Source organism: Sphingomonas mollis (assembly GCF_016427505.1).
GTDB lineage: Bacteria > Pseudomonadota > Alphaproteobacteria > Sphingomonadales > Sphingomonadaceae > Sphingomonas > Sphingomonas mollis.
Genome location: NZ_JAELXS010000006.1, coordinates 262,995 through 281,970, shown reverse-complemented (window position 1 = coordinate 281,970; position 18,976 = coordinate 262,995). Strand labels below are relative to the sequence as shown.

The 18,976-nt window shown below is 67.9% G+C and carries 21 protein-coding genes; 12 read left to right on the top strand and 9 right to left on the bottom strand.

Annotated elements, in window-relative coordinates; translation table 11 throughout:
* Together JAO74_RS12750 and JAO74_RS12745 are read right to left on the bottom strand one after the other, a co-directional pair.
* On the bottom strand, window positions 1–731 hold a 731-nt coding region (locus tag JAO74_RS12750; RefSeq protein ID WP_332908806.1), incomplete at its 3' end, for a protoglobin domain-containing protein.
* Between the two features lie 156 nt (window positions 732–887).
* A complete protein-coding gene (locus JAO74_RS12745; protein ID WP_199038506.1) occupies window positions 888–2,189 on the bottom strand; it encodes a hemolysin family protein in 1,302 nt (433 codons plus the stop codon).
* Between the two features lie 161 nt (window positions 2,190–2,350).
* Between JAO74_RS12745 and JAO74_RS12740 the strand changes: the two genes are divergently transcribed.
* Window positions 2,351–3,022: a YiaD family glycine zipper/OmpA-like lipoprotein gene (locus JAO74_RS12740; protein ID WP_199038502.1), complete on the top strand. Its 672-nt coding sequence runs from the start codon at window positions 2,351–2,353 to the stop codon at window positions 3,020–3,022.
* A gap of 112 nt (window positions 3,023–3,134) precedes the next feature.
* On the opposite strand, the gene JAO74_RS12735 is transcribed toward JAO74_RS12740, so the two are convergent.
* Window positions 3,135–3,563: a nucleoside deaminase gene (locus tag JAO74_RS12735; protein WP_199038601.1), complete on the bottom strand. Its 429-nt coding sequence runs from the start codon at window positions 3,561–3,563 to the stop codon at window positions 3,135–3,137.
* Between the two features lie 87 nt (window positions 3,564–3,650).
* Window positions 3,651–3,869 carry a hypothetical protein gene (locus JAO74_RS12730; protein ID WP_199038499.1) on the bottom strand — a complete coding sequence of 73 codons (219 nt, stop codon included), beginning with the start codon at window positions 3,867–3,869 and terminating at the stop codon, window positions 3,651–3,653.
* Window positions 3,870–4,007: 138 nt separating this feature from the next.
* Between JAO74_RS12730 and rpmB the strand changes: the two genes are divergently transcribed.
* Window positions 4,008–4,310, top strand: a complete 303-nt coding sequence (rpmB, locus tag JAO74_RS12725; RefSeq protein ID WP_056532328.1) for a 50S ribosomal protein L28 — start codon at window positions 4,008–4,010, stop codon at window positions 4,308–4,310.
* 38 nt (window positions 4,311–4,348) lie between these two features.
* On the opposite strand, the gene JAO74_RS12720 is transcribed toward rpmB, so the two are convergent.
* A complete protein-coding gene (locus tag JAO74_RS12720) occupies window positions 4,349–5,359 on the bottom strand; it encodes an esterase-like activity of phytase family protein (RefSeq protein WP_199038496.1) in 1,011 nt (336 codons plus the stop codon).
* 163 nt (window positions 5,360–5,522) lie between these two features.
* Between JAO74_RS12720 and JAO74_RS12715 the strand changes: the two genes are divergently transcribed.
* Both JAO74_RS12715 and JAO74_RS12710 read left to right on the top strand, forming a co-directional pair.
* Window positions 5,523–5,852: a glycine zipper 2TM domain-containing protein gene (locus JAO74_RS12715; RefSeq protein WP_199038599.1), complete on the top strand. Its 330-nt coding sequence runs from the start codon at window positions 5,523–5,525 to the stop codon at window positions 5,850–5,852.
* A gap of 196 nt (window positions 5,853–6,048) precedes the next feature.
* On the top strand, window positions 6,049–6,540 hold the full coding sequence (locus tag JAO74_RS12710; protein ID WP_199038493.1) for a hypothetical protein: 492 nt from the start codon (window positions 6,049–6,051) through the stop codon (window positions 6,538–6,540).
* 51 nt (window positions 6,541–6,591) lie between these two features.
* Here the strand turns inward: JAO74_RS12710 and phbB are convergent, their stop codons facing one another.
* From phbB to JAO74_RS12690, 4 genes are all read right to left on the bottom strand, one after another.
* Entirely contained in the window at window positions 6,592–7,314 is a 723-nt protein-coding gene (gene phbB, locus JAO74_RS12705) for an acetoacetyl-CoA reductase (RefSeq protein WP_199038490.1), read from the bottom strand.
* Between the two features lie 32 nt (window positions 7,315–7,346).
* Window positions 7,347–8,354, bottom strand: coding sequence for a ferrochelatase (gene hemH, locus JAO74_RS12700; protein WP_199038487.1), 1,008 nt, complete (start codon window positions 8,352–8,354; stop codon window positions 7,347–7,349).
* Between the two features lie 121 nt (window positions 8,355–8,475).
* Window positions 8,476–10,683, bottom strand: coding sequence for a xanthine dehydrogenase family protein molybdopterin-binding subunit (locus tag JAO74_RS12695; RefSeq protein ID WP_199038484.1), 2,208 nt, complete (start codon window positions 10,681–10,683; stop codon window positions 8,476–8,478).
* Between the two features lie 147 nt (window positions 10,684–10,830).
* The gene (locus tag JAO74_RS12690) at window positions 10,831–12,525 is read right to left on the bottom strand and encodes a class I adenylate-forming enzyme family protein (protein ID WP_199038481.1); all 1,695 of its coding nucleotides are present in this window, start codon (window positions 12,523–12,525) and stop codon (window positions 10,831–10,833) included.
* A gap of 65 nt (window positions 12,526–12,590) precedes the next feature.
* Here JAO74_RS12690 and lgt point away from each other — a divergent pair, with 65 nt between their 5' ends.
* Genes lgt through JAO74_RS12650 form a run of 8 tightly spaced genes read left to right on the top strand, consistent with a single transcriptional unit; the run spans window position 12,591 to window position 18,948 of the window.
* Window positions 12,591–13,469, top strand: coding sequence for a prolipoprotein diacylglyceryl transferase (lgt, locus tag JAO74_RS12685; protein ID WP_233150951.1), 879 nt, complete (start codon window positions 12,591–12,593; stop codon window positions 13,467–13,469).
* Entirely contained in the window at window positions 13,370–14,521 is a 1,152-nt protein-coding gene (locus JAO74_RS12680) for a class I SAM-dependent methyltransferase (protein ID WP_416194307.1), read from the top strand. Before lgt ends, JAO74_RS12680 begins: the two co-directional genes overlap by 100 nt.
* A complete protein-coding gene (locus JAO74_RS12675) occupies window positions 14,518–15,024 on the top strand; it encodes a GNAT family N-acetyltransferase (RefSeq protein ID WP_199038475.1) in 507 nt (168 codons plus the stop codon). Before JAO74_RS12680 ends, JAO74_RS12675 begins: the two co-directional genes overlap by 4 nt.
* Complete coding sequence (pgeF, locus tag JAO74_RS12670; protein WP_199038472.1) at window positions 15,024–15,797, top strand: peptidoglycan editing factor PgeF; 774 nt, start codon at window positions 15,024–15,026, stop codon at window positions 15,795–15,797. Before JAO74_RS12675 ends, pgeF begins: the two co-directional genes overlap by 1 nt.
* 23 nt (window positions 15,798–15,820) lie before the next feature.
* Window positions 15,821–16,525 (top strand): HPP family protein, encoded by a 705-nt coding sequence (locus JAO74_RS12665; protein WP_199038469.1) that lies wholly within the window; start codon window positions 15,821–15,823, stop codon window positions 16,523–16,525.
* A 58-nt stretch (window positions 16,526–16,583) separates the two neighbouring features.
* On the top strand, window positions 16,584–17,897 hold the full coding sequence (locus tag JAO74_RS12660) for a cystathionine gamma-synthase family protein (RefSeq protein WP_199038466.1): 1,314 nt from the start codon (window positions 16,584–16,586) through the stop codon (window positions 17,895–17,897).
* A complete protein-coding gene (locus JAO74_RS12655) occupies window positions 17,897–18,412 on the top strand; it encodes a phosphoribosyltransferase (RefSeq protein WP_199038464.1) in 516 nt (171 codons plus the stop codon). The genes JAO74_RS12660 and JAO74_RS12655 overlap by 1 nt, the downstream gene beginning before the upstream one ends.
* Window positions 18,409–18,948, top strand: a complete 540-nt coding sequence (locus JAO74_RS12650) for a hypothetical protein (protein WP_199038461.1) — start codon at window positions 18,409–18,411, stop codon at window positions 18,946–18,948. The genes JAO74_RS12655 and JAO74_RS12650 overlap by 4 nt, the downstream gene beginning before the upstream one ends.
* Window positions 18,949–18,976: the final 28 nt, after the last annotated feature.

Below are 18,976 nucleotides of genomic sequence, written 5' to 3'. Positions count from 1 at the left end.
GCATTGCTCTCCGTCCGCCGCGCCAGATCCTCCGACGCCTGCGCGATCTCGCCCGATCCCGTCCGGATCGTCGTCGCGCTGTCGGTCACCGACCCGATCAGGTCGCGCAGCTTGCCCAGTGCCTCGTTATAACTGCTCTCCAGCACCGCGAAGCTGCCCGGCAGCCCCGACAGCGTCGTGGTCAACTCGCCCGATGCCAAGGCGGTCAGCGCCTGCTCCGTTGCGGTGATCGCGGCGTCGCGTTCGACCTGTGCTTCCTCAAAATACACCGACAGCGACAATTCCATGTCGAGCAACGCCGCCTTGACGATGGCGATGCTGGCATCCGTCGCCGTTGGCGCCCGGAACAGCGCCAGCGCCCGTCGCCATGGGCTGTAATGGCGGCCGATCCCCGCCAGCAATTCCTCCAGCACCAGTGCATAGGCACCGACATACCAGCGCGGTTCCAGCCCGATCCGGGCATGGACCGCACCGATCCGACGCACGCTGGCATGGAATTCCTCGTCGAACCGGCCGTTCGCGATGTTCATCCAGTGCGACTCCTGCGCCGCCTTGGCCGAACTGACATGGCTGCCGTCGCGAAAGAAGCGGGCGGTTTCGGGCTGTTGCCGCACGCGGGCGTAGAACCGGTCCAGCGCCTTGCCGATCAGTTTCCCGATCAGCGGTCGTACCGCTGCGACCGTCGCCTGCTGATCCGCGCTCACCTCCATGAAGGCGAGGCGTGATTTCACTTGATCGACCGGCATTGCATTCCCGCTTCTCGCATCGCGGCAGTACAAGCGCGATGTCCACAGCAGGATTATAGGGCGCGACGAAACGGGTCGGTCACGAACACTCGCCTGAATCGATCCGTATCGGCACTATCGCACGGCATGGTGCCGATAGGGTCAGACCGCGCTCACCAGCAATTTGTCGATCCGCCGCCCGTCCAGATCGACGACCTCGAACCGCCAGCCCTGCTCGATGAAGCTCTCACCCTCCGCCGGCAGATGCCGGAATACCGCCAGCGCCAGCCCGGCCACGGTCGCGAAATCGCGGTCCTCGGGCAGGTCGATACCCAGCCGGTCGGCCAGCGCGTCCGCCGACGCCGTCCCCGCCACCAGCAACGACCCGTCGTCGCGCTCGACGACCGGCGGCGATTCGTCGGGATCGGCGTCGGAGGCGAACGTCCCGCCGATCGCCGACAACAGGTCGGCCGGTGTCACGATCCCCTCGAAATGGCCGTATTCATCGTGGATCAGCGCCATCGGCACTTCCGCCTGACGCAGCGCCAGCAACGCGTCGGGCGCGTCGATCCGGTCGATCACCACCGGCACCTTGCGCTTCAGCACGTTCAGGTCGATCCGCTCGCCGCGCAACAGCGCCGCCGCGATATCGCGCGCCTGCACCACGCCGACCATGTTGTCGATCGACCCGTCGCCGATCGGCAACCGCGTATGTTGCGTCGACAACAGCTTGGCGTGGATCGTCGCTTCGTCGGCGCGGCAATCGAGCCAGTCGACCTCGGTGCGCGGCGTCATGATCTCGCGCACCGGCCGGTCCGCCAGCCGCACGACGCCGGAGATGATCGAGCGTTCATGCTCTTCGATCACGCCCGATTTCGATGCCTCGGCGACGATCAGGTGCAGTTCCTCCGCCGTCACCTGATCCTCGTTGCTGCGGTCCAGCCGCAACAGGCGAAAGATCAGCGCGCTGGTCGAATCGAGCAGCCAGACGAGCGGCGCGGTGAATACCGCCAGCCAGCGCATCGGGATCGCGACCAGCGACGCCACCGTCTCCGGCGATCGCAGCGCGATCTGCTTGGGCACCAGCTCGCCGATGATGAGCGAGGCATAGGTCGTCAGCGTGATGACCAGCGCGAAACCCAGCGTCCCCGCCGTCTCCGCCGGCACGCCCAGCGCCTCCAGCCGCGCGCCCGTGGGGGTGCCGAGGCTCGCACCCGAATAGGCGCCGGCCAGAATACCGATCAGCGTGATGCCGATCTGGACCGAGGACAGGAACTTGCCGGGATCGGCCGCCAGCAGCATCGCCGCCCGCGAGCCCGACCGGCCACTGCGCGCCATCGCCTCCAGCCGCGCCTTGCGCGAGGACACGACGGCGAGTTCGCTCATCGCAAAGACGCCATTCAACGCAACCAGCGCGAGGATGATGACGACGTCGAGCCAGGGGAAGGGGGGAAGCGGTGCCATTGGCGTGCGAACGCTCTTTGCCGGTAAAAGCGCCACGCGACAACCGTTCATGAACGAAGATGGTGTGCGAGACGGCGGTCAGCGTCCATTCAGTGCGCACCCGGAACAATCCTGTAGATTTCCGGGTTCACCCGGACATTCAGATCAAGGGGCCGTTTGCCATGAAGACCAATCCGTTTCTCGTCGCCGGTCTGGCGACCCTGCTCGTCACCGCCGGCTGCACCACCGACCCGGACACCGGCCAGCGTCGCATCTCGAAGACCGCGATCGGCGGCATCGGCGGCGCGCTGGGCGGCTACCTGCTCGGCGATCTCGTCGGCGGTCGCCGCGACCGCACGGAAAAGCTGGTGGGCGCCGGCATCGGCGGCCTCGCCGGTGCGGGTATCGGCGCGTACATGGACAAGCAGGAGCGCGAGCTTCGCGAACGCACCGCCGGCACCGATGTGCAGGTGATCCGCCGCGGCGACGATCTGGTGCTTAACATCCCGTCGGGCATCACCTTCGCCTATGACAGCGCCAATGTGCAGCCGCAGTTCCAACGCACGCTCGATCAGGTCGCGCAGACCCTGTCGCAGTACAATCAGACCTATATCGACGTGTACGGCCACACCGATTCGGTCGGCAGCGACGCGTACAACCAGACGCTGTCAGAGCGCCGCGCGACCTCGGTCGCCGATTACCTCGCCAGCCGCGGCGTCCAGACGGCCCGCATCGGCACCCGTGGTTACGGCGAAACCCAGCCCATCGCCTCGAACGACACCGACGAAGGCCGCGCCGCGAATCGCCGGGTCGAGATCAAGATCGTGCCGATCTCTCAGAACGATCTGCGGTAAGATTCCTCGTCCCGTGTTCCTGCGAAAGCAGGAACCCAGAGCCAAATGTGATTCGCTCGTGGCTCTGGGCTCCTGCCTCCGCAGGAGCACGGGATAGCTATTGGTGAATCACCTACCGCCGGGCGGCGAAGAAATCGCGCAACAGCGCCGCCGCCTCGCGCTCGCCGATCCCGGCATACACCTCCGGTCGGTGGTGACAGGTCGGCTGACCGAAAAATCGCGGCCCATGCTCCACCGCCCCGCCCTTCGGATCGGCCGCCGCATAATAAAGCCGCGCGATCCGCGCATGCGCGATCGCCCCCGCGCACATCGCACATGGCTCCAGCGTCACCCACAGGTCGCAATCCTCCAGTCGCTCACGACCGAGCAGCGCCGCACCTTCCCGAATCACCCGCATTTCGGCATGGGCAGTCGGGTCGGCCAGCGTTCGCGGCGCATTCGCCGCCACCGCGATCACCACGCCCTCCCGAATCAGCACCGCCCCCACCGGCACCTCGCCGGCAGCAGCGGCACCGGCTGCAGCATCGAGCGCCCGGCGCATGGGATCGGGTAACGGAATCACGTCCACCGCCCTGCAGTGCCGGACGATGGACGTAAAGCGGCTCCTATATAGGGGTAGGTCCGGCGATCAGTTCGGGGCCTGCGCATTGGCCGGCCGTTCGACCTCCAACGTCGGCACCGCCACGGTCTTGTTCTCCGTACCCACCGATACCCGCGCCACGTCCGCCTGGAACTGTGGCGCCTGCACCACGCCGGGCTTCACCTGATCGATCGAGATGAAGCCGAAATACATCAGCGCCGCCACGATCAGGGCAACCACGGCCAGCAATACCAACAGCGTGCGCATCATCTTCTCCCTATGGTTCGTTACCGTAACAACGTCGTGGTAGCGGCTCCGTTGCATACGCCAAAGCTTGACGTCCCCGCCGGCAAGGGCTAGTCGCGCGGCCTTTCCGGGCATTCCCCCGAACCAGGATAATCGATCATGTCGCGTATTTGCGAGCTGACCGGCAAGGGCCGGCAGGTGGGAAACAACGTTTCGCACGCCAACAACAAGACCAAGCGTACCTTTCTGCCGAATCTGCAGAACGTGACGTTGCTGTCCGACGCTCTCGAAACCAGCGTGCGCCTGCGCGTGTCGACGCACGGGCTGCGTTCGGTCGAACATAATGGCGGCCTGGACAACTGGCTGGCCAAGACCAGCAACGACAAGCTGTCGCTGCGTTGCCGTCGCCTGAAGCGCGACGTGCTGAAGAAGCGCGCCGCCACCGCCACCGTCGCGGCGTAACACCTCTTATCAGGTGTCGTTGACGAACCATCCGCCGGTCATCGACCGGCGGATGGTTCGTCATGTCGGTCGTCCAGCCGGAACTTCAGCAGCAACGATCGTTGCAGCGGCAGGCGGTTGTCGTCCGATACCAGCCAGATGACGGTGGCTGCCCCCTCGCGGCGGGCGGCGATCCCTTCGAAATTGTCATGGATCAACGGCGATGCCAGCCGTGCGATCTCACGCCCTTCGACGATCGAATCGGGCGCGAGCGCGCGCGGATCGATCAGCACCAGCCGATTCGACCAGCGGAACGGCAGGTCGAACCGCCGTTCCAGCACGATCAGCCGGCCATCCGGCAATTGCGTCATATCCGCCGGATCGAATCGCGGCGCCGGCCGATAGCGAAAGCGGAACGCCGGCACCGGATCATCGACCGGATCGGCCGCCCACACCAATCCGACCCGCAATGATTCGCCATGGGGTTTCGATTCGCTGATTGCGACGAAGCGGCCATCCGCCAGCCGCGCCATCGTCTCGATGCCGCCATTACTGCGCCAGTTCGCCATCGCGTCCGGCGCCACGCCCGCCTGCGCCGTCGTCAGCGTCGCATCATATCGCCAGATCTGGTTGAACTGCTCGAAGCCCACCCACGCCCGGTTGCCCGCAGCATCGATCACCATCGATTCCGAATCACGCGACCGCTTCGTCCAGCCCGTCGCAGGCCCGGCGGGCAATGCGGCGAATCGCACATCCTCAATGCGCCAGTCGGATCGCAACCGGAACCGGACGATATTGCCGTCGTCGCTGAGCAGCGTGAAGCGGTCGCCGTCCAGCGCCATCGCCGAATAACCGCCGAATGCCGGATCGGGACTGGTGAGCACCACCCCGCCCATGAAGGTCAGCGATCCCGCCCGTCGCCGTGCCGGGTCGTTCGGGTCGAGCATCACCGGCCGGGCGGTCATCCGCGCGTCGTCCCCCAACAGGCTCAACCGCGCATCACCCGACCATCCGGCCCCCACGAACAACGGCATCGCCATCACGGTCAGCCACACGACACTGCGTTTCATCGCCCTCGCTTACGCCATGGTAACCAAACCGAAAGGCTGAACGGGCGATAACATCCGCATTCAGGGTCGGCTCAACGCGAATCGTCCAGAACACTTTCATCGACGATGGGCATCGACGACGGGCCGACCATCCCGCCGACGAGCCAGGACCGGGAGAATGAGAATGTTCAAGAAGATATCACTCGCCGCCGCCGCTCTCGCGATGGGCGCCTCGACCCTGGTGCCGGTGAGCGCCGCCGATGCCCAGCGTCGCTACTATCGCGACGACGGGTATTCGCAGCGCGCATACCGTGATCGTCGCGATTATCGGCCCCGCCAGTGCAAGGACGGCTCGACCGGCGCCATCATCGGCGCGATCGCCGGCGGCCTGCTGGGTCGCACCATCGATACCCGGGGCGACCGGACGATGGGGACGCTGCTCGGCGCCGGTGCCGGCGGCCTTGCCGGCCGCGCGGTCGAGCGTTCCAACCGGCCCGGCTATTGCCGCCGCTGATCTAATTGCCGCCGGGCCATGCGCCCGGTGTGCCACCAGTTCCCTCGCGTAGCGTAACGAGGGCGGGGGGTCGGTGCCTTGTTGGCATCGGCCCCCTTGTTCGTCGGGGCCACCCTTTCTGCCCCATTCCGGTTGCAGCGGGCGACATCGATCGCCGTACCGGTTTGGTAAGTTTCGCTTAACGATCCGTGCCGCCATGTCGTCCGCACAAGGATCGGGGCGAGGTGATCGGATGGTGGCGGCATGGATACTGGATCGGTTCGACGATCATCATGCGCGTTCCGTCACGCTGTTCCGCCAGATGCGCCCGCTCCTCGATCCCCGGGGCGAGGCGGACCTGCCGGCGCTCGCCCGCATCCGCTGGGCCTTGCTGCGCACGCTGGTCGAGTTCCAGTTGTTCAAGCACCGCGACATCTTCGATCCCGTCATCCGCCTCGGCACGCCGCCGCAACAGGCGCAGGCGAGCGCGTTGAAGGAGGATTGCGCGCAACTGGGCGCCGACGTCCGCGCCTTCGTCACGCGGTGGAGCAACGGCAGCGCCGGCACGGCATGGGCGGATCATCGTGCCCAGACGATCGCGATCCTCGACCGGGTCGAACGCGGCCTGATCGATCAGCGCCGCGCCATCATCACGCTGCTGCTGGACAACCGCGCGATCATCCTGCCCGCCTTTCGCGCGCGCGCCTGAACGACCGGCATGGCGGCGCGCGAATCAGCCGCCGCCATGCCGGCCGGTCGATCAATACATATGCTGGCCGCCGTTGATGCTCAGCGTCGATCCGGTGACGAAACCGCCATCCTCCGAACACAGGAACGCGACGCCGCGGGCGATCTCATGCGCCTGACCCAGCCGGCCGACGGGAATCTTCGCGACGATCTTCTCCAGCACTTCCGGCGGCACGGCGGCGACCATGTCGGTGTCGATATAGCCAGGGGCGATCGCATTCACGGTCACGCCGGCGCGCGCGCCTTCCTGTGCCAGCGCCTTGGTGAAGCCATGGATGCCCGACTTGGCGGCGGCGTAGTTCACCTGGCCATATTGCCCGGCCTGCCCGTTGATCGACCCGATATTGACGATCCGCCCCCATTTGCGATCGCGCATGCCCGCGAACGTCGCCTTGGCCATGTTGAAGCAACCGCCCAGATTGGTGTCGATCACCTCTTTCCACGCCTCGTACGACATCTTCAGGATGGTGCCGTCGCGGGTGATGCCGGCATTGTTGACGACGACATCGATCGGCCCCAGATCCTCGGCGACCTTCGCGCAGCCCGTCTGGCAGGCGTCGTAATCCGACACGTCCCACTTGTACGCCTTGATCCCGGTGCGCTCGGTAAAGGCGGCGGCGCGTTCGTCGTTACCGGCGTAATTCGCCGCGACGGTGAAGCCGGCCTCCTTCAACGCCAGGCTGATCGCCTCGCCGATCCCACGCGTTCCACCCGTGACGATTGCCACCCGTGCCATTCAGTATCTCCCTCTCCTAGTTTCGGAGGACGCTACGGCAGGCGTATCCAGCCTTCAAGTTCGCGCGAGAGGATTTTCTGTAACATAACAATGCCGACGTCCTCGTCGTTCAGGCACGGCAGATAGGCGAAGTCGGTCCCGCCCGCCTCCTCGAACGATTCGCGCCCCCGGATCGCCAGTTCCTCCAGCGTTTCGAGGCAGTCGGCGGAAAACCCCGGCGCGAAGATCGCCACCTTGCGCGTCCCGGCCTTTGCCATCTCGACCAGCGTCTCGTCGGTCGCCGGCCCCAGCCACTTGGCCGGACCGAAGCGCGACTGGAACGCGATCGTCACCGGCCGCCCCAGCGCCGCCTGCAACAGCCGCGCCGTCTTCTGGCAGTGGCAGTGATACGGATCGCCCAATTCCAGCGTCCGTTTCGGCATCCCGTGGAAACTGGCGATGATTGCTTCCGGCTCGAACGACAGCGCCGCGATCGACCGTTCGACCGAATCTTTAAGCGCGCCGATATACAGCGGATCGTCGTGATAGGGCGGCAGGGTGCGGATCGCCGGCTGCCAGCGCATCGTCGCCAGATGCGCGAACGCCCGGTCGTTCGCAGTCGCCGTCGTCGCCGCGCAATATTGCGGGTATAGCGGCGCCAGCAGGATGCGTTCGCACCCGGCGTCCTTCATCGCCTGCAACCGGTCGGCGATCGCCGGGCTGCCATATCGCATCGCCCAGTCGACCAGCACGCCCGGCCCGAACGCGTCCGCCAGCCCCGCCGCCTGCAACCGCGTGAACGCCGCCAGCGGCGACCCGTCGTCGCGCCACACCTGGCTATAGGCGTGCGCGGACTTTTTGGGCCGGGTGTTCAGGATGATCCCGCGCAGGATCGGCTGCCATGCGATCGCCGGCAATTCCACGACGCGACGATCGGACAGGAATTCGCCCAGATACCGTTTCACCGACTTCACATCGGGGCCATCGGGCGTGCCGAGGTTCATCAGCAGCACGCCGATCTTCGGGGCCGGGATGACGGGATGGCCGGGGGGCAGATTCATCGAATGGTGTTTCCTGAAGACGCGCGAATATCGTCCATCGACGCTGTAACGTCGCAACCCGACATAAGTCCCTGTCCCCGCCGACGCCATGGCGCCGTTGGCAGGATACACGACCGCACCGTCACCGCGTCAAAGGCAGCATCCGCATCCGCTGCCCCGTCGCCGCCTGCATCGCATTGGCGATCGCCGGCGCGACCGGCGGCACCGCCAGCTCGCTGACTCCGCCCGGTGCGTCGTCCGACGGGATCAGCTCGACCGTGATGTCGGGCGTATCGGCCAGCCGCGGCAGCCACAGCGTGTCGAACCCACGCACATCGGCCAGCCCGCGCGTGAAGCCGGTCGCCGCGCCCAGCGCCTGTGCCAGCCCGAAGATCAGCCCACCCTCGATCTGCTGGCGCACCAGGTCGGGATTCACCACCCGCCCGCAATCGACCGCCGCGACCAGCCGCTCCACCACCGGCCGCCCGTCCGCGCCGCCCCGCGCCTCGGCCATCACCGCGATGTAACTGCCGCGAAAGGCGTGCGCGGCGATCCCCTGCCCGCTCCCCGGCACGCCGCCTTCCCATCCGCCCAGCGAGGCGGCGGTCGACAGACAGCGGGCCAGCCGCGGCTCGCCGCCCAGCATGCCGATCCGGTACGACACCGGCTCCGACTGCGCGACATGCGCCAGTTCGTCGAGGAAACACTCGGTGAAGAAACAGCCATAACCATGCGCCCCGCCGCGCAGATGCCCGGTCGGCAGCGCCGTGGCGATGGCATGGTGATCGATCGCACAGGCCGGCACCCGGTACGGCAGGGTCATGCCCCCCGCCGCATAGCGATCCGCCGGATCGATCCGCAACGCCGTCGCGATTCCCGGCCCCGGCAACAGCCGGTCCGCCAGCGCACGGCCGGTTGCCGGCGTCGCCAGCGCCGCCCGCCAGCCGAGGATCGCGCCATTCGCCCCCAGCCGCGCCTCCATCCGCGCCAGTGCCGGCGGCCGATACCGATCATGCAGCAATGATTCGCCGCGAGACCAGACTAGGCTTACCGGCCGCTTCACCTCGATCGCGATCTGCGCCGCCTGAATGCCCGCCTCATGTTCCAGGCCGAAACCGAACGATCCGCCGAGCGTCATCGGATGGACGGTCACGGCCTGCTCGCCCAACCCCGTCGCGGCGGCCACCGCCGCCCGCGCGACGCCCGGCGCCTCGGTCTGCAACCATAGCTGCAACCGCCCGTCGTCGAACGACGCCACCGCTGCCGGCGTCTCGATCGCGGCATGAACCGCGGCTCTCGCCCGGTACGTCGCGCTGACCGGCCGCCCGCCGCGAAACGCCACATCGATATCGCCCACGCTCGCGATCCGCTGGCCCTTCGCCTCCAGCGCCGCCGCCAGTGCCGCCTCGATCGCCGCATCGTCGATCACCGGCCCCTTGGTGGCGAAGCGCGGCGCCAGCGCATCGAGCGCCCGCTGCGCCGTCCATCCGGTGATCGCCACTGTCGCGACCCAGCCAGGCCGCTCCACCACCGCGATCATCCCGCGTACCCGCCCGGCGGCGGCGCGGTCGATGCCCACCACCCTGGTATCGCCCGGCGGCCCCTGCCGGATCGCGGCATGGACCATGTCCGGCAATCGCACATCGGCTGCATAGTTCAGCGAGCCATCGACCTTGGCCGGCGCATCCAGCCGGGGCAGCGATTGCCCCATCAGCTTGCCCGCCCCGCCGACCCCGATCGGCAACGGATCGGGCGGTGACAGCCCCGCCGCTTCCGCCGCCAGATCGCCGAAGCGCAACCGCTTGCCCGCATGCGTGACGAAGCCGGCCGCCGTCGCGCAATCGGTCCACACCGCATCCCACCGCGCCGCCGCCGCCATGCACAGCACCGCCCGCGCCGCGGCGGCGGCGGCGCGTGTCGGCTCCTCGAACATCCGGATCGAACTCGACGCCGCCGTCAGCATCGGCGCCGGCCATGCGCCGACACCACTCCGGACATCTTCCGGCAGGATCGCCGGCATCCCCTCCAGCAGGTCGTTCAACCCCAACGGATTGCCATAGAGCGGATTGAGCGGCGCCGGCTCCACGCCCACCGTGCGCCAGTCCGCGCCCAGCTCGTCCGCGACGATCTGGGCCAGCCCCGTCCAACTGCCCTGCCCATATTCGGCCTGCGGCACCGCCACGGTGATGCGGCCGTCATTGCCGATCGTCAGCCACGCGCCGAACGCATGCTCGCCCGGCCCCGCCACCAGCGTCGGCGCATAATCGCGCGGCCACAGCCCCCACGCCGCGATCAGCCCGACGCCGACGCCACCGCCGATCAACACCCCGCGCCTCGTGATCCCTGCCATGCCCCGCTCTACCGGCGGCCGACGGCGAAAGTCACCCCTGTTCCCCGGCGCAGGCCGGGGTCCAGTTGGGCGGCAGCGGTAACGGCACGCACCGATCCATTACGACCACCTCTCCAACTGGACCCCGGCCTGCGCCGGGGAAAGGATTCATGCGGCCACCGCGTGGCCTGCCATCGCCCGGTACGTCGCCTTCAAACCCACCTTGTCGATCTTCTCCGTCCCCAGCCGGGGCAGCGGCGCATCGGCCATCCAGATCCGCGCCGGAATCTTGAACGCCGCGATATGCTCGGCCAGGAACAGCGCCAGCGCGTCCGCCCCGACCGGCTCGCCATCGACATAGACGACCGCCACCGGCACCTCGCCGAACTTTTCGTGCGGCAGGCCGAATACCGCCGCCTCATGCACCGCCGGATGGGCATAGAGCGCCGCCTCGACCTCCTGACAGCTGATGTTCTCGCCGCCGCGGATGATGATGTCCTTCTTGCGATCGACGATGAACAGATACCCGTCCTCGTCCAGATAGCCGATGTCGCCGGTGCGGAAATATCCGTCCGCCGTGTACGCCGCCGCCGTCGCCGCCGGGTTGTTCCAGTATTCGCGGAAATTGCAGATCGACCGGATGCCGATCTCGCCGCGCCCGCCCTGCGGCTGATGCACGCCGGCATCGTCGACGATCGCGATCTCGACCAGCGGACGCGACGGCCGCCCCGCCGAATCGGGCTTGGCGAGATAGTTGGTCCGCCAGTTGCCGCTGCCGACCGCGTTGGTCTCGGTCAGGCCATATCCGATCAGCGGCGCCGATCCGCCCATCTCCGCGTCGATCCGCCGGACATGCTCCACCGGTCGCGGCGCACCGCCCGCCGCGAAGTCGGTGACCGACGACAGGTCGTATTTCGCGCGATCCGGATGGTTCAGTATCTCGAAGCTCATCAGCGGCACGCCGACGAAATACGTCACCTTCTCGGCCTCGATCAGCCGCATCGCCTCTTCGGCATCCCATTTCGGCATCAGGATGATCCGCCGGCCCATCGCGAAGCTTTGCAACAACACGGTGATCTCGGCGGTCACATGGAACAGCGGGATCGTCAGCATCGTCACCGGCTGGCCGACCGGCGCCTTCCCGTCCTCGGTCGCGATGCCCAGCATCGTGATCGCCTGCGCCAGGAAATTCAGCGTCCCGCCCATCACCGCGCGGTGATCCGACAGCGCCCCCTTCGACTTACCCGTCGATCCGGAGGTGAACAGGATCGTGGCCAGATCGTCCGGCCCCAGATCGGGCAACTCGCCCGGCGCGCCGGCCAGCAGCGGCGCGATGGCGGTGGCGAGCGGCGCGGTATCGTCCAGTTCGATCACCGGCACCGCCAGCCCCGCGATCCGCGCCAGCCGCTTCGCGCGCGGGCCATCTGCGACGATCAGCGAGCAATCGACATCCGCGATCGCGGCGGCCAGTTCGTCCGTCTGCCACCAACCGTTCAACAGCGTCGCGACCCCGCCCGCCATCACGATACCCATGTACGTGACGACCCACGCCGGCGAGTTTCGCCCCGCGATCCCGACCCGGTCGCCACGCGCCACGCCGCGCCCGACCAGCGCCCGCGCCACCCCGGCGGCGGCCGCGAACGTCTCGGCGAAGCTCAACCGCTCCTCGCCCGCCACCAGAAAGGGCAGGTCGCCATGCTGCGTACAATAATGCGCGAAATACTGCGTCAGCGAGGGCGGCGCGGCGGCGATCGTCGGCAGTTCCGTCCCCCAGCGCGCGATCGAACCCAGCGGCAGGGGGCCGCCCGGCCCCGTCACCTTCGCCAATGTCTCGTCCATTCGCCGGTCGAGCTCGGTCCGCATCCTTCTCTCCACTTGGTCTTGTTGTTTTGCGCCACTATGGAGGCGGGAATGACGGGGGGAAAGCCTTGATCCAATACCTTGCAGCGGCACCGGGCCATATCCGGTTCGCCGATCTGGGCCTGCACCCGGAAATATTCTCGATCGGCTTCTTCACGCTCCGCTGGTACAGCCTTGCCTATATCTCGGGCATCGTCCTCGGCTGGTGGTATCTGCTGAAGCTGCTGGCCCAGCCAGGCGCGCCGATGGCCAAGCGCCATGCCGACGATCTGGTCTTCTACGCCACGCTCGGCATCATCCTTGGCGGACGCCTCGGCTATGTGATCTTCTACGCGCCGGAGATGTTCCTTCACCCGCTGATGATCCTGAAACTGTGGGATGGCGGCATGTCGTTCCATGGCGGCGTCATCGGCACGTCGCTCGGCATCATCCTGTTCGCGCGCAAGCACCGGCTGGACTGGCTGCGCATCCACGATTTCGTCGCCTGCTGCGTCCCCTTCGGCCTGTTCTTCGGCCGGCTCGCCAATTTCGTGAACGGCGAACTCTGGGGCAAGCCCAGCGACGTGCCATGGGCGATCGTTTTCCCGCGCACCGTCCCCTTCCCGCTCGTCGATCCGGCGCGTCACCCCAGCCAGCTGTACGAGGCGGGGCTGGAGGGCCTGTTGCTCTTCGCCATCCTGTGGTTCGCCTTCTGGCGGACGAAGGCGCGCTACGATCCGGGCAAGCTCGTCGGCCTCTTCCTGACCGGTTACGGCCTCGCCCGCTTCACCGTCGAATTCTTCCGCGAACCCGACAGCCAGTTGCGCGCCTTTGCCGAGGCGACCGGGCTCCACATGGGCCAGTGGCTGTGCGTGCCGATGATCGCCGGCGGCGTCTTCCTGATCGCCACCTCCGCGCGCCGTCGCCGCCGGGTGGAGCCGTTCGCCGGTACGGAGAGCGTCGCCTGACGGACCTTCCGAACCCGGCCGAACCGCTGCTGGCCGAACGCCTCGCCCGCGCCATCGCGCTGGGCGGGCCGATCCCGGTGTCGCAATACATGGCCGCCGCCAACGGCCATTATTACGCGACCCGCGATCCGCTCGGCGCGACCGGCGACTTCACCACCGCGCCCGAAATCAGTCAGATGTTCGGCGAACTGGTCGGCCTGTGGTGCGCAGACCTGTGGGACCGCGCCGGCCGCCCGACGACGCATTGGGTCGAACTCGGCCCCGGCCGCGGCACGCTCGCCGCCGATGCCCGCCGCGCGATGGCGAAGGCGGGCTTCGAACCGGCGGTCCATTTCGTCGAGACCAGCCCCGTCCTCCGCGCCGCGCAGGCCACCGCCGTACCGGGCGCGACCTTCCACGATTCGGTCGAATCCCTGCCCGACGATGCCGCATTATTGGTCGTCGCCAACGAATTCTTCGACGCGCTGCCGATCCGCCAGCTGCTGCGCGGCGCGCAGTGGCGCGAGCGGCTGGTCGCGTGTCAGGACACGCTGTTCCTGCCGATCGCCGGCAAGCCCGTGCCCGACGCGATCGTCCCCGAACCCCTGCGCGACGCCCCCGCCGGATCGATCCTCGAAGTCGCGCCCGCCGCCATCGGCGTGATGCGCGCGCTCGCCGCCCGGATCGCGCGACAGGGCGGCGCGATGCTGGCGATCGATTACGGTTACGAAGGCCCCGCGCTCGGCGACACGCTGCAGGCCGTGAAAGCCCACGCCTTCGCCAACCCCTTCGAGGCACCCGGCGAACAGGACCTGACCGCGCATGTCGATTTCACCACCCTTACCGCTGCCGCACAGAGTGCCGGTGCGGTCGCATGGGGACCGATCGAACAGGGAGAATGGCTGGTGAAACTGGGCATCGACCACCGCGCCGCCGCGCTCGCCCGCGCCACCCCCGATCGCGGCGACGCCATCGCCGCCGAACGCGTGCGGCTGGTCGGCGACATGGGCGCGCTGTTCAAGGCGCTGGCGATCACCGCCCCCGGCTGGCCGACCCCGGCGGCCTTCGCATGATCGCGTATCGCGATGCCGGGCCGGCCGATGCCGCGACGCTGTCCGCCGTCAGCCGCCGCGCCTTTACCGAGACGTTCGGCCACCTCTATCGCCCCGACGATCTCGCCGCCTTCCTCGATCGCCTGAGCGAGGCGGCATGGGCCGCCGAACTGGCCGATCCGCGCTTCACGATCCGGCTGGCGGAGGATGACGGCGTCGCCGCCGGCTTCGCCAAGCTCGGCCCGCCCTCGCTGCCGTTCGAACCGCGCGGACCATCGGCGGAACTGCGCCAGCTCTATGTCCTCGCACCATGGCAGGGTGCCGGTGTCGCGGTCACGTTGATGGACTGGACGATCGCCACCGCCCGCGCGCAGGGGGCCGCCGACCTCTATCTGTCGGTCTTCATCGACAACGAACGGGCAAAGCGCTTCTACGCCCGCTACGGGTTCGAGCGCATCGGCACCTATGCATTCATGGTCGGCAATCAGGCGGACGAGGACGATCTGATGAGGCTCGCCCTGTGATGACCGACGTGACGACCGATACGATCGACCCGATCCGCGCCGCCGCCCTGGCCGGCGTACCCCATGGCTTTCTCGGCCGGCGCGGCGGCGTGTCTCAGGGTATCCATGACGGCCTGAACGTCGGCCTCGGTTCCGAGGACGACGCCGATGCCGTCACCGAAAACCGCCGCCGCGCCCTCGCCGCCGTCGCGCCGGGTGCCGACCTCGTCACGCTCTACCAGATCCACTCCGCCGACGTCGTCACCGTCACCGCGCCGCTGGCCGACCGTCCGCACGCCGACGCGCTCGTCACCGACCGGCCCGGCCTCGCGCTCGGCATCCTCACCGCCGACTGCGCGCCCGTCCTCCTCGCCGACCGCGAGGCGGGCGTCGTCGGCGCCGCCCATGCCGGCTGGAAGGGCGCCATCGCCGGCGTTACCGATGCGACGATCGCCGCGATGGAGGCGCTCGGCGCCCGTCGCGAGCGCATCGCCGCCGCGATCGGCCCCTGCATCGCGCGCGCCTCCTACGAGGTGGACGCCGCCTTCTTCCGCCGGTTTGCCGAGGCCGATCCCGCCAACGAACGCTTCTTCGCCGATGGCCGAGTGGATCATTACCGCTTCGACCTCGAAGCCTATGTCACCCACCGCCTCGCCGCCGCCGGCATCGCCCGGATCGAGGCGCTGGGGCTCGACACCTATGCCGACGAGGCCCGCTTCTTCAGCTATCGCCGCGCCACCCATCGGCACGAACCGTCCTATGGCCGCCAGATCGCGATCATCGCGCTGGCCTGACGCGTCGGCCAAGGATCACCCCCATGCCCCGCAACCTCTTCCGGCCCATCCTGGCCGGCGCGCAGTTTCCCGACCGATTGCTGGCCTGTATCGGCGCGGCGGTCTGCATCACGCTGACCATGGTCGTCTGTGCGCAATTGCCGCTGACGACGGGCGACCTGCCGATCATCGTCGCACCGCTCGGTGCGTCGGCCGTGCTGGTCTTCGCCGTTCCCGCCAGTCCGCTCGCCCAGCCCTGGCCGGTGGTGGGCGGCAACATCATCTCGACGTTGATCGGCGTGGCCGCGTTTCACGCCATTCCGCAGGTGACGATCGCCGCCGGCATCGCGGTGGGTGGCGCGATCCTCGTCATGTCGCTGCTCCGCTGCCTGCATCCGCCCGGCGGCGCCGCCGCGCTGACGGCGGTGATCGGCAGCCATGGCATCCACGACGCCGGCTATGCCTTCGCCTTCGCGCCCGTCGGGATCAATTCGATCGCGCTGGTGTCGCTCGCCACCGTCTTCCACCGGATGACCGCGCGCAACTATCCCCACCAGCCGATGATCGCGCCCGGCCCGGTAGAACCGCAGCCGGACATCAAGCTACATAGCGACGATATCGACGCCGCGCTGGCCGACATGCATGACAGCTTCGACATCGGTCGCGAAGACCTCGACCTCCTGCTCGCCCGCGCCGAACATCACGCCGCGACCCGGCGCATGACCCGTCCACCGCGTCAGGATCGCTGACGGGCATCGCCAATCCGCCGCCGCCGTCCTACATCCGTCTCCGACAAGGAGACAGAACATGCCAGGCGACAAGACGGAAGCCGATCTCACCGGCGTCGAACGCCGGATCAGCCCCAAGCCGCCGGTCGAGAAGATCGCGGGGCGCAAGCTGAAGCCATCCACGCTGATGATGGGTCACGGCTATGACCCCGCTCTGTCGGAAGGATCGCTGAAGCCGCCGATCTTCCTCACCTCCACCTTCGTCTTTCCCTCTGCGGCGGCGGGCAAGCGGCATTTCGAGGGCGTGACCGGCAAGCGCCCCGGCGGGGCCGAGGGCCTCGTCTATTCGCGCTTCAACGGCCCCAATCAGGAAATCCTCGAAGACCGGCTGGCGATCTGGGAGGAAGCGGAGGACGCGCTCGCCTTCTCGTCCGGCATGTCGGCGATCGCGACGCTGTTCCTGTCGATGGTCAAGCCCGGCGACACCATCGTCCATTCCGGCCCGCTCTATGCCGCAACCGAGACGCTGATCGCCCGCGTGCTCGGCCGCTTCGGCGTGCAATGGCTCGACTTCCCCGCCGGCGCGACGCGGGAAGAAATCGACGCGGTGATGACGAAGGCCGCGACCGGCCGCGTCGCGCTGATCTATCTCGAAAGCCCCGCCAACCCCACCAACGTGCTGGTCGATGTCGAGGCGGTCGCCGCCAGCCGCGACGCGATCTTCGGTACATCGCCCGACAAGCCGCCGATCGCGATCGACAACACCTTTCTCGGCCCACTCTGGCACCAGCCGCTGCGCCACGGTGCCGACATCGTCGTCTATTCGCTGACCAAATATGCCGGCGGCCATTCCGATCTGGTGGCGGGCGGCGTGCTGGGGACGAAGGCGCAGATCGATACGATCCGGGCGATGCGCAACACGATCGGCACGATCTGCGATCCCAACACCGCGTGGATGCTGCTTCGGTCGCTGGAGACGCTGGAATTGCGGATGAGCCGCGCCGGCGAGAATGCGGCCAGGGTTTGTGCCTATCTGCGCGATCATCCCAAGGTCGAACGCGTCGGCTATCTCGGCTTCCCCCGCGACGATCGTCAGGCGGATATCTATGCCCGCCACTGCACCGGCGCCGGCTCCACCTTCTCGCTCTACCTGAAGGGCGGCGAGGCGGAGGCGTTCGCGTTCCTCGACGCACTGCGCATCGCCAAGCTGGCGGTGTCGCTCGGCGGCACCGAGACGCTCGCCAGCCACCCCGCCGGCATGACGCACCTGTCGGTGTCGGACGAGCGCAAGGCGGCGCTCGACATCACCGACAATCTGGTCCGCATCTCGATCGGGGTCGAGGACGCCGACGACCTGATCGCCGATTTCACGCAAGCGCTGGACGCCATTTGATGCCGGTCTTCACCGATATCCCGCAGGCCGATTTCCTGACCGCGATCCACGATCTCGCCGCCCAACTGGCGGCGGATATGTGGACGCCGCACTTCATCATCGGCGTCGGTCGAGGCGGGCTGGTGCCGGCGGTCTTCCTCAGCCATGCGAGCGGCCTGCCGACGCTGTCGGTCGATTATTCCAGCCAGGTAAAGGACTTCGCCGACGAACCGCTGGTCAAGCTGGCCGCGCGCACCCGTGACGGCGAACGGTTGCTGTTCCTCGACGACATCAACGATTCCGGCCGCACGATCACCCATCTGCGCACCGCGCTGGCGACGGCCGGTGCCGTGCCGGGTGCGGTACGCTTCGCGACCCTGATCGATAACGAAAGCTCGGCGGAACGCGTCGATTACCGCCACCGCACCATCGACCGCCGCACCACCAAGGACTGGTTCGTGTTCCCATGGGAAGCGGTCGCGCCGCCCGCCGCCATCGCAGATGACGCCGCGGAGGTACCGGAGCGGATCGCATGATCGCCCTCATGCTCGCCGCCGCCCCCTTCACCAGCGCCGCCGATCACCTGCGGATCGAGCGCCCCGCCGGCGCGCAGGTGTCGCGGACGCTCGACGGCCGATCGTTGATGGCGGCCGGCTGGCGGCTGATGTGGGACGGCAAGCCCGCCGGACCGGGCAACGACGTCGTCCGTTTCACGATCCGCGCGCGGCCGACCGATGGCGTCGGCGTGGTCGACGAGATGCTTCAGATCGGCATCGGCAAACCGGGCAGCGCCCGCGATTGCCTGACGCGGGGACTGCGCGGTGGTAGTGCGCGTAAACTCCCCGATCGCCTGATCGACGGTCGCCGCTGGACCGCATGGTCGAACGGCGACGCCGGCATGAGCCAGCAGATCACCGCCACCGATCTACGCACCGTCTATCGCAACCGCTGCTACGCGGTCGCCCGGATCGGTTATGCGGTAAAGGCGATGGACACCCCGCGCGGTCTACCGGCGCAGGCTATGGCGGCGGCGGCGATGGACCGGGCACTGGCGACCCTCCGCCTGAAATAAGATTGTGTTCCTGCGCACGCAGGAACCT

What these genes read in the sequence shown, in the direction of transcription:
- JAO74_RS12745 (WP_199038506.1), bottom strand. Translation starts at nt 2,189, where the DNA reads ATGGCACCGCTTCCCCCCTTCCCCTGGCTCGACGTCGTCATCATCCTC.
- JAO74_RS12740 (WP_199038502.1), top strand. Translation starts at nt 2,351, where the DNA reads ATGAAGACCAATCCGTTTCTCGTCGCCGGTCTGGCGACCCTGCTCGTC.
- JAO74_RS12735 (WP_199038601.1), bottom strand. Translation starts at nt 3,563, where the DNA reads ATGCGCCGGGCGCTCGATGCTGCAGCCGGTGCCGCTGCTGCCGGCGAG.
- JAO74_RS12730 (WP_199038499.1), bottom strand. Translation starts at nt 3,869, where the DNA reads ATGCGCACGCTGTTGGTATTGCTGGCCGTGGTTGCCCTGATCGTGGCG.
- rpmB (WP_056532328.1), top strand. Translation starts at nt 4,008, where the DNA reads ATGTCGCGTATTTGCGAGCTGACCGGCAAGGGCCGGCAGGTGGGAAAC.
- JAO74_RS12720 (WP_199038496.1), bottom strand. Translation starts at nt 5,359, where the DNA reads ATGAAACGCAGTGTCGTGTGGCTGACCGTGATGGCGATGCCGTTGTTC.
- JAO74_RS12715 (WP_199038599.1), top strand. Translation starts at nt 5,523, where the DNA reads ATGTTCAAGAAGATATCACTCGCCGCCGCCGCTCTCGCGATGGGCGCC.
- JAO74_RS12710 (WP_199038493.1), top strand. Translation starts at nt 6,049, where the DNA reads ATGTCGTCCGCACAAGGATCGGGGCGAGGTGATCGGATGGTGGCGGCA.
- phbB (WP_199038490.1), bottom strand. Translation starts at nt 7,314, where the DNA reads ATGGCACGGGTGGCAATCGTCACGGGTGGAACGCGTGGGATCGGCGAG.
- hemH (WP_199038487.1), bottom strand. Translation starts at nt 8,354, where the DNA reads ATGAATCTGCCCCCCGGCCATCCCGTCATCCCGGCCCCGAAGATCGGC.
- JAO74_RS12695 (WP_199038484.1), bottom strand. Translation starts at nt 10,683, where the DNA reads ATGGCAGGGATCACGAGGCGCGGGGTGTTGATCGGCGGTGGCGTCGGC.
- JAO74_RS12690 (WP_199038481.1), bottom strand. Translation starts at nt 12,525, where the DNA reads ATGCGGACCGAGCTCGACCGGCGAATGGACGAGACATTGGCGAAGGTG.
- JAO74_RS12675 (WP_199038475.1), top strand. Translation starts at nt 14,518, where the DNA reads ATGATCGCGTATCGCGATGCCGGGCCGGCCGATGCCGCGACGCTGTCC.
- pgeF (WP_199038472.1), top strand. Translation starts at nt 15,024, where the DNA reads ATGACCGACGTGACGACCGATACGATCGACCCGATCCGCGCCGCCGCC.
- JAO74_RS12665 (WP_199038469.1), top strand. Translation starts at nt 15,821, where the DNA reads ATGCCCCGCAACCTCTTCCGGCCCATCCTGGCCGGCGCGCAGTTTCCC.
- JAO74_RS12660 (WP_199038466.1), top strand. Translation starts at nt 16,584, where the DNA reads ATGCCAGGCGACAAGACGGAAGCCGATCTCACCGGCGTCGAACGCCGG.
- JAO74_RS12655 (WP_199038464.1), top strand. Translation starts at nt 17,897, where the DNA reads ATGCCGGTCTTCACCGATATCCCGCAGGCCGATTTCCTGACCGCGATC.
- JAO74_RS12650 (WP_199038461.1), top strand. Translation starts at nt 18,409, where the DNA reads ATGATCGCCCTCATGCTCGCCGCCGCCCCCTTCACCAGCGCCGCCGAT.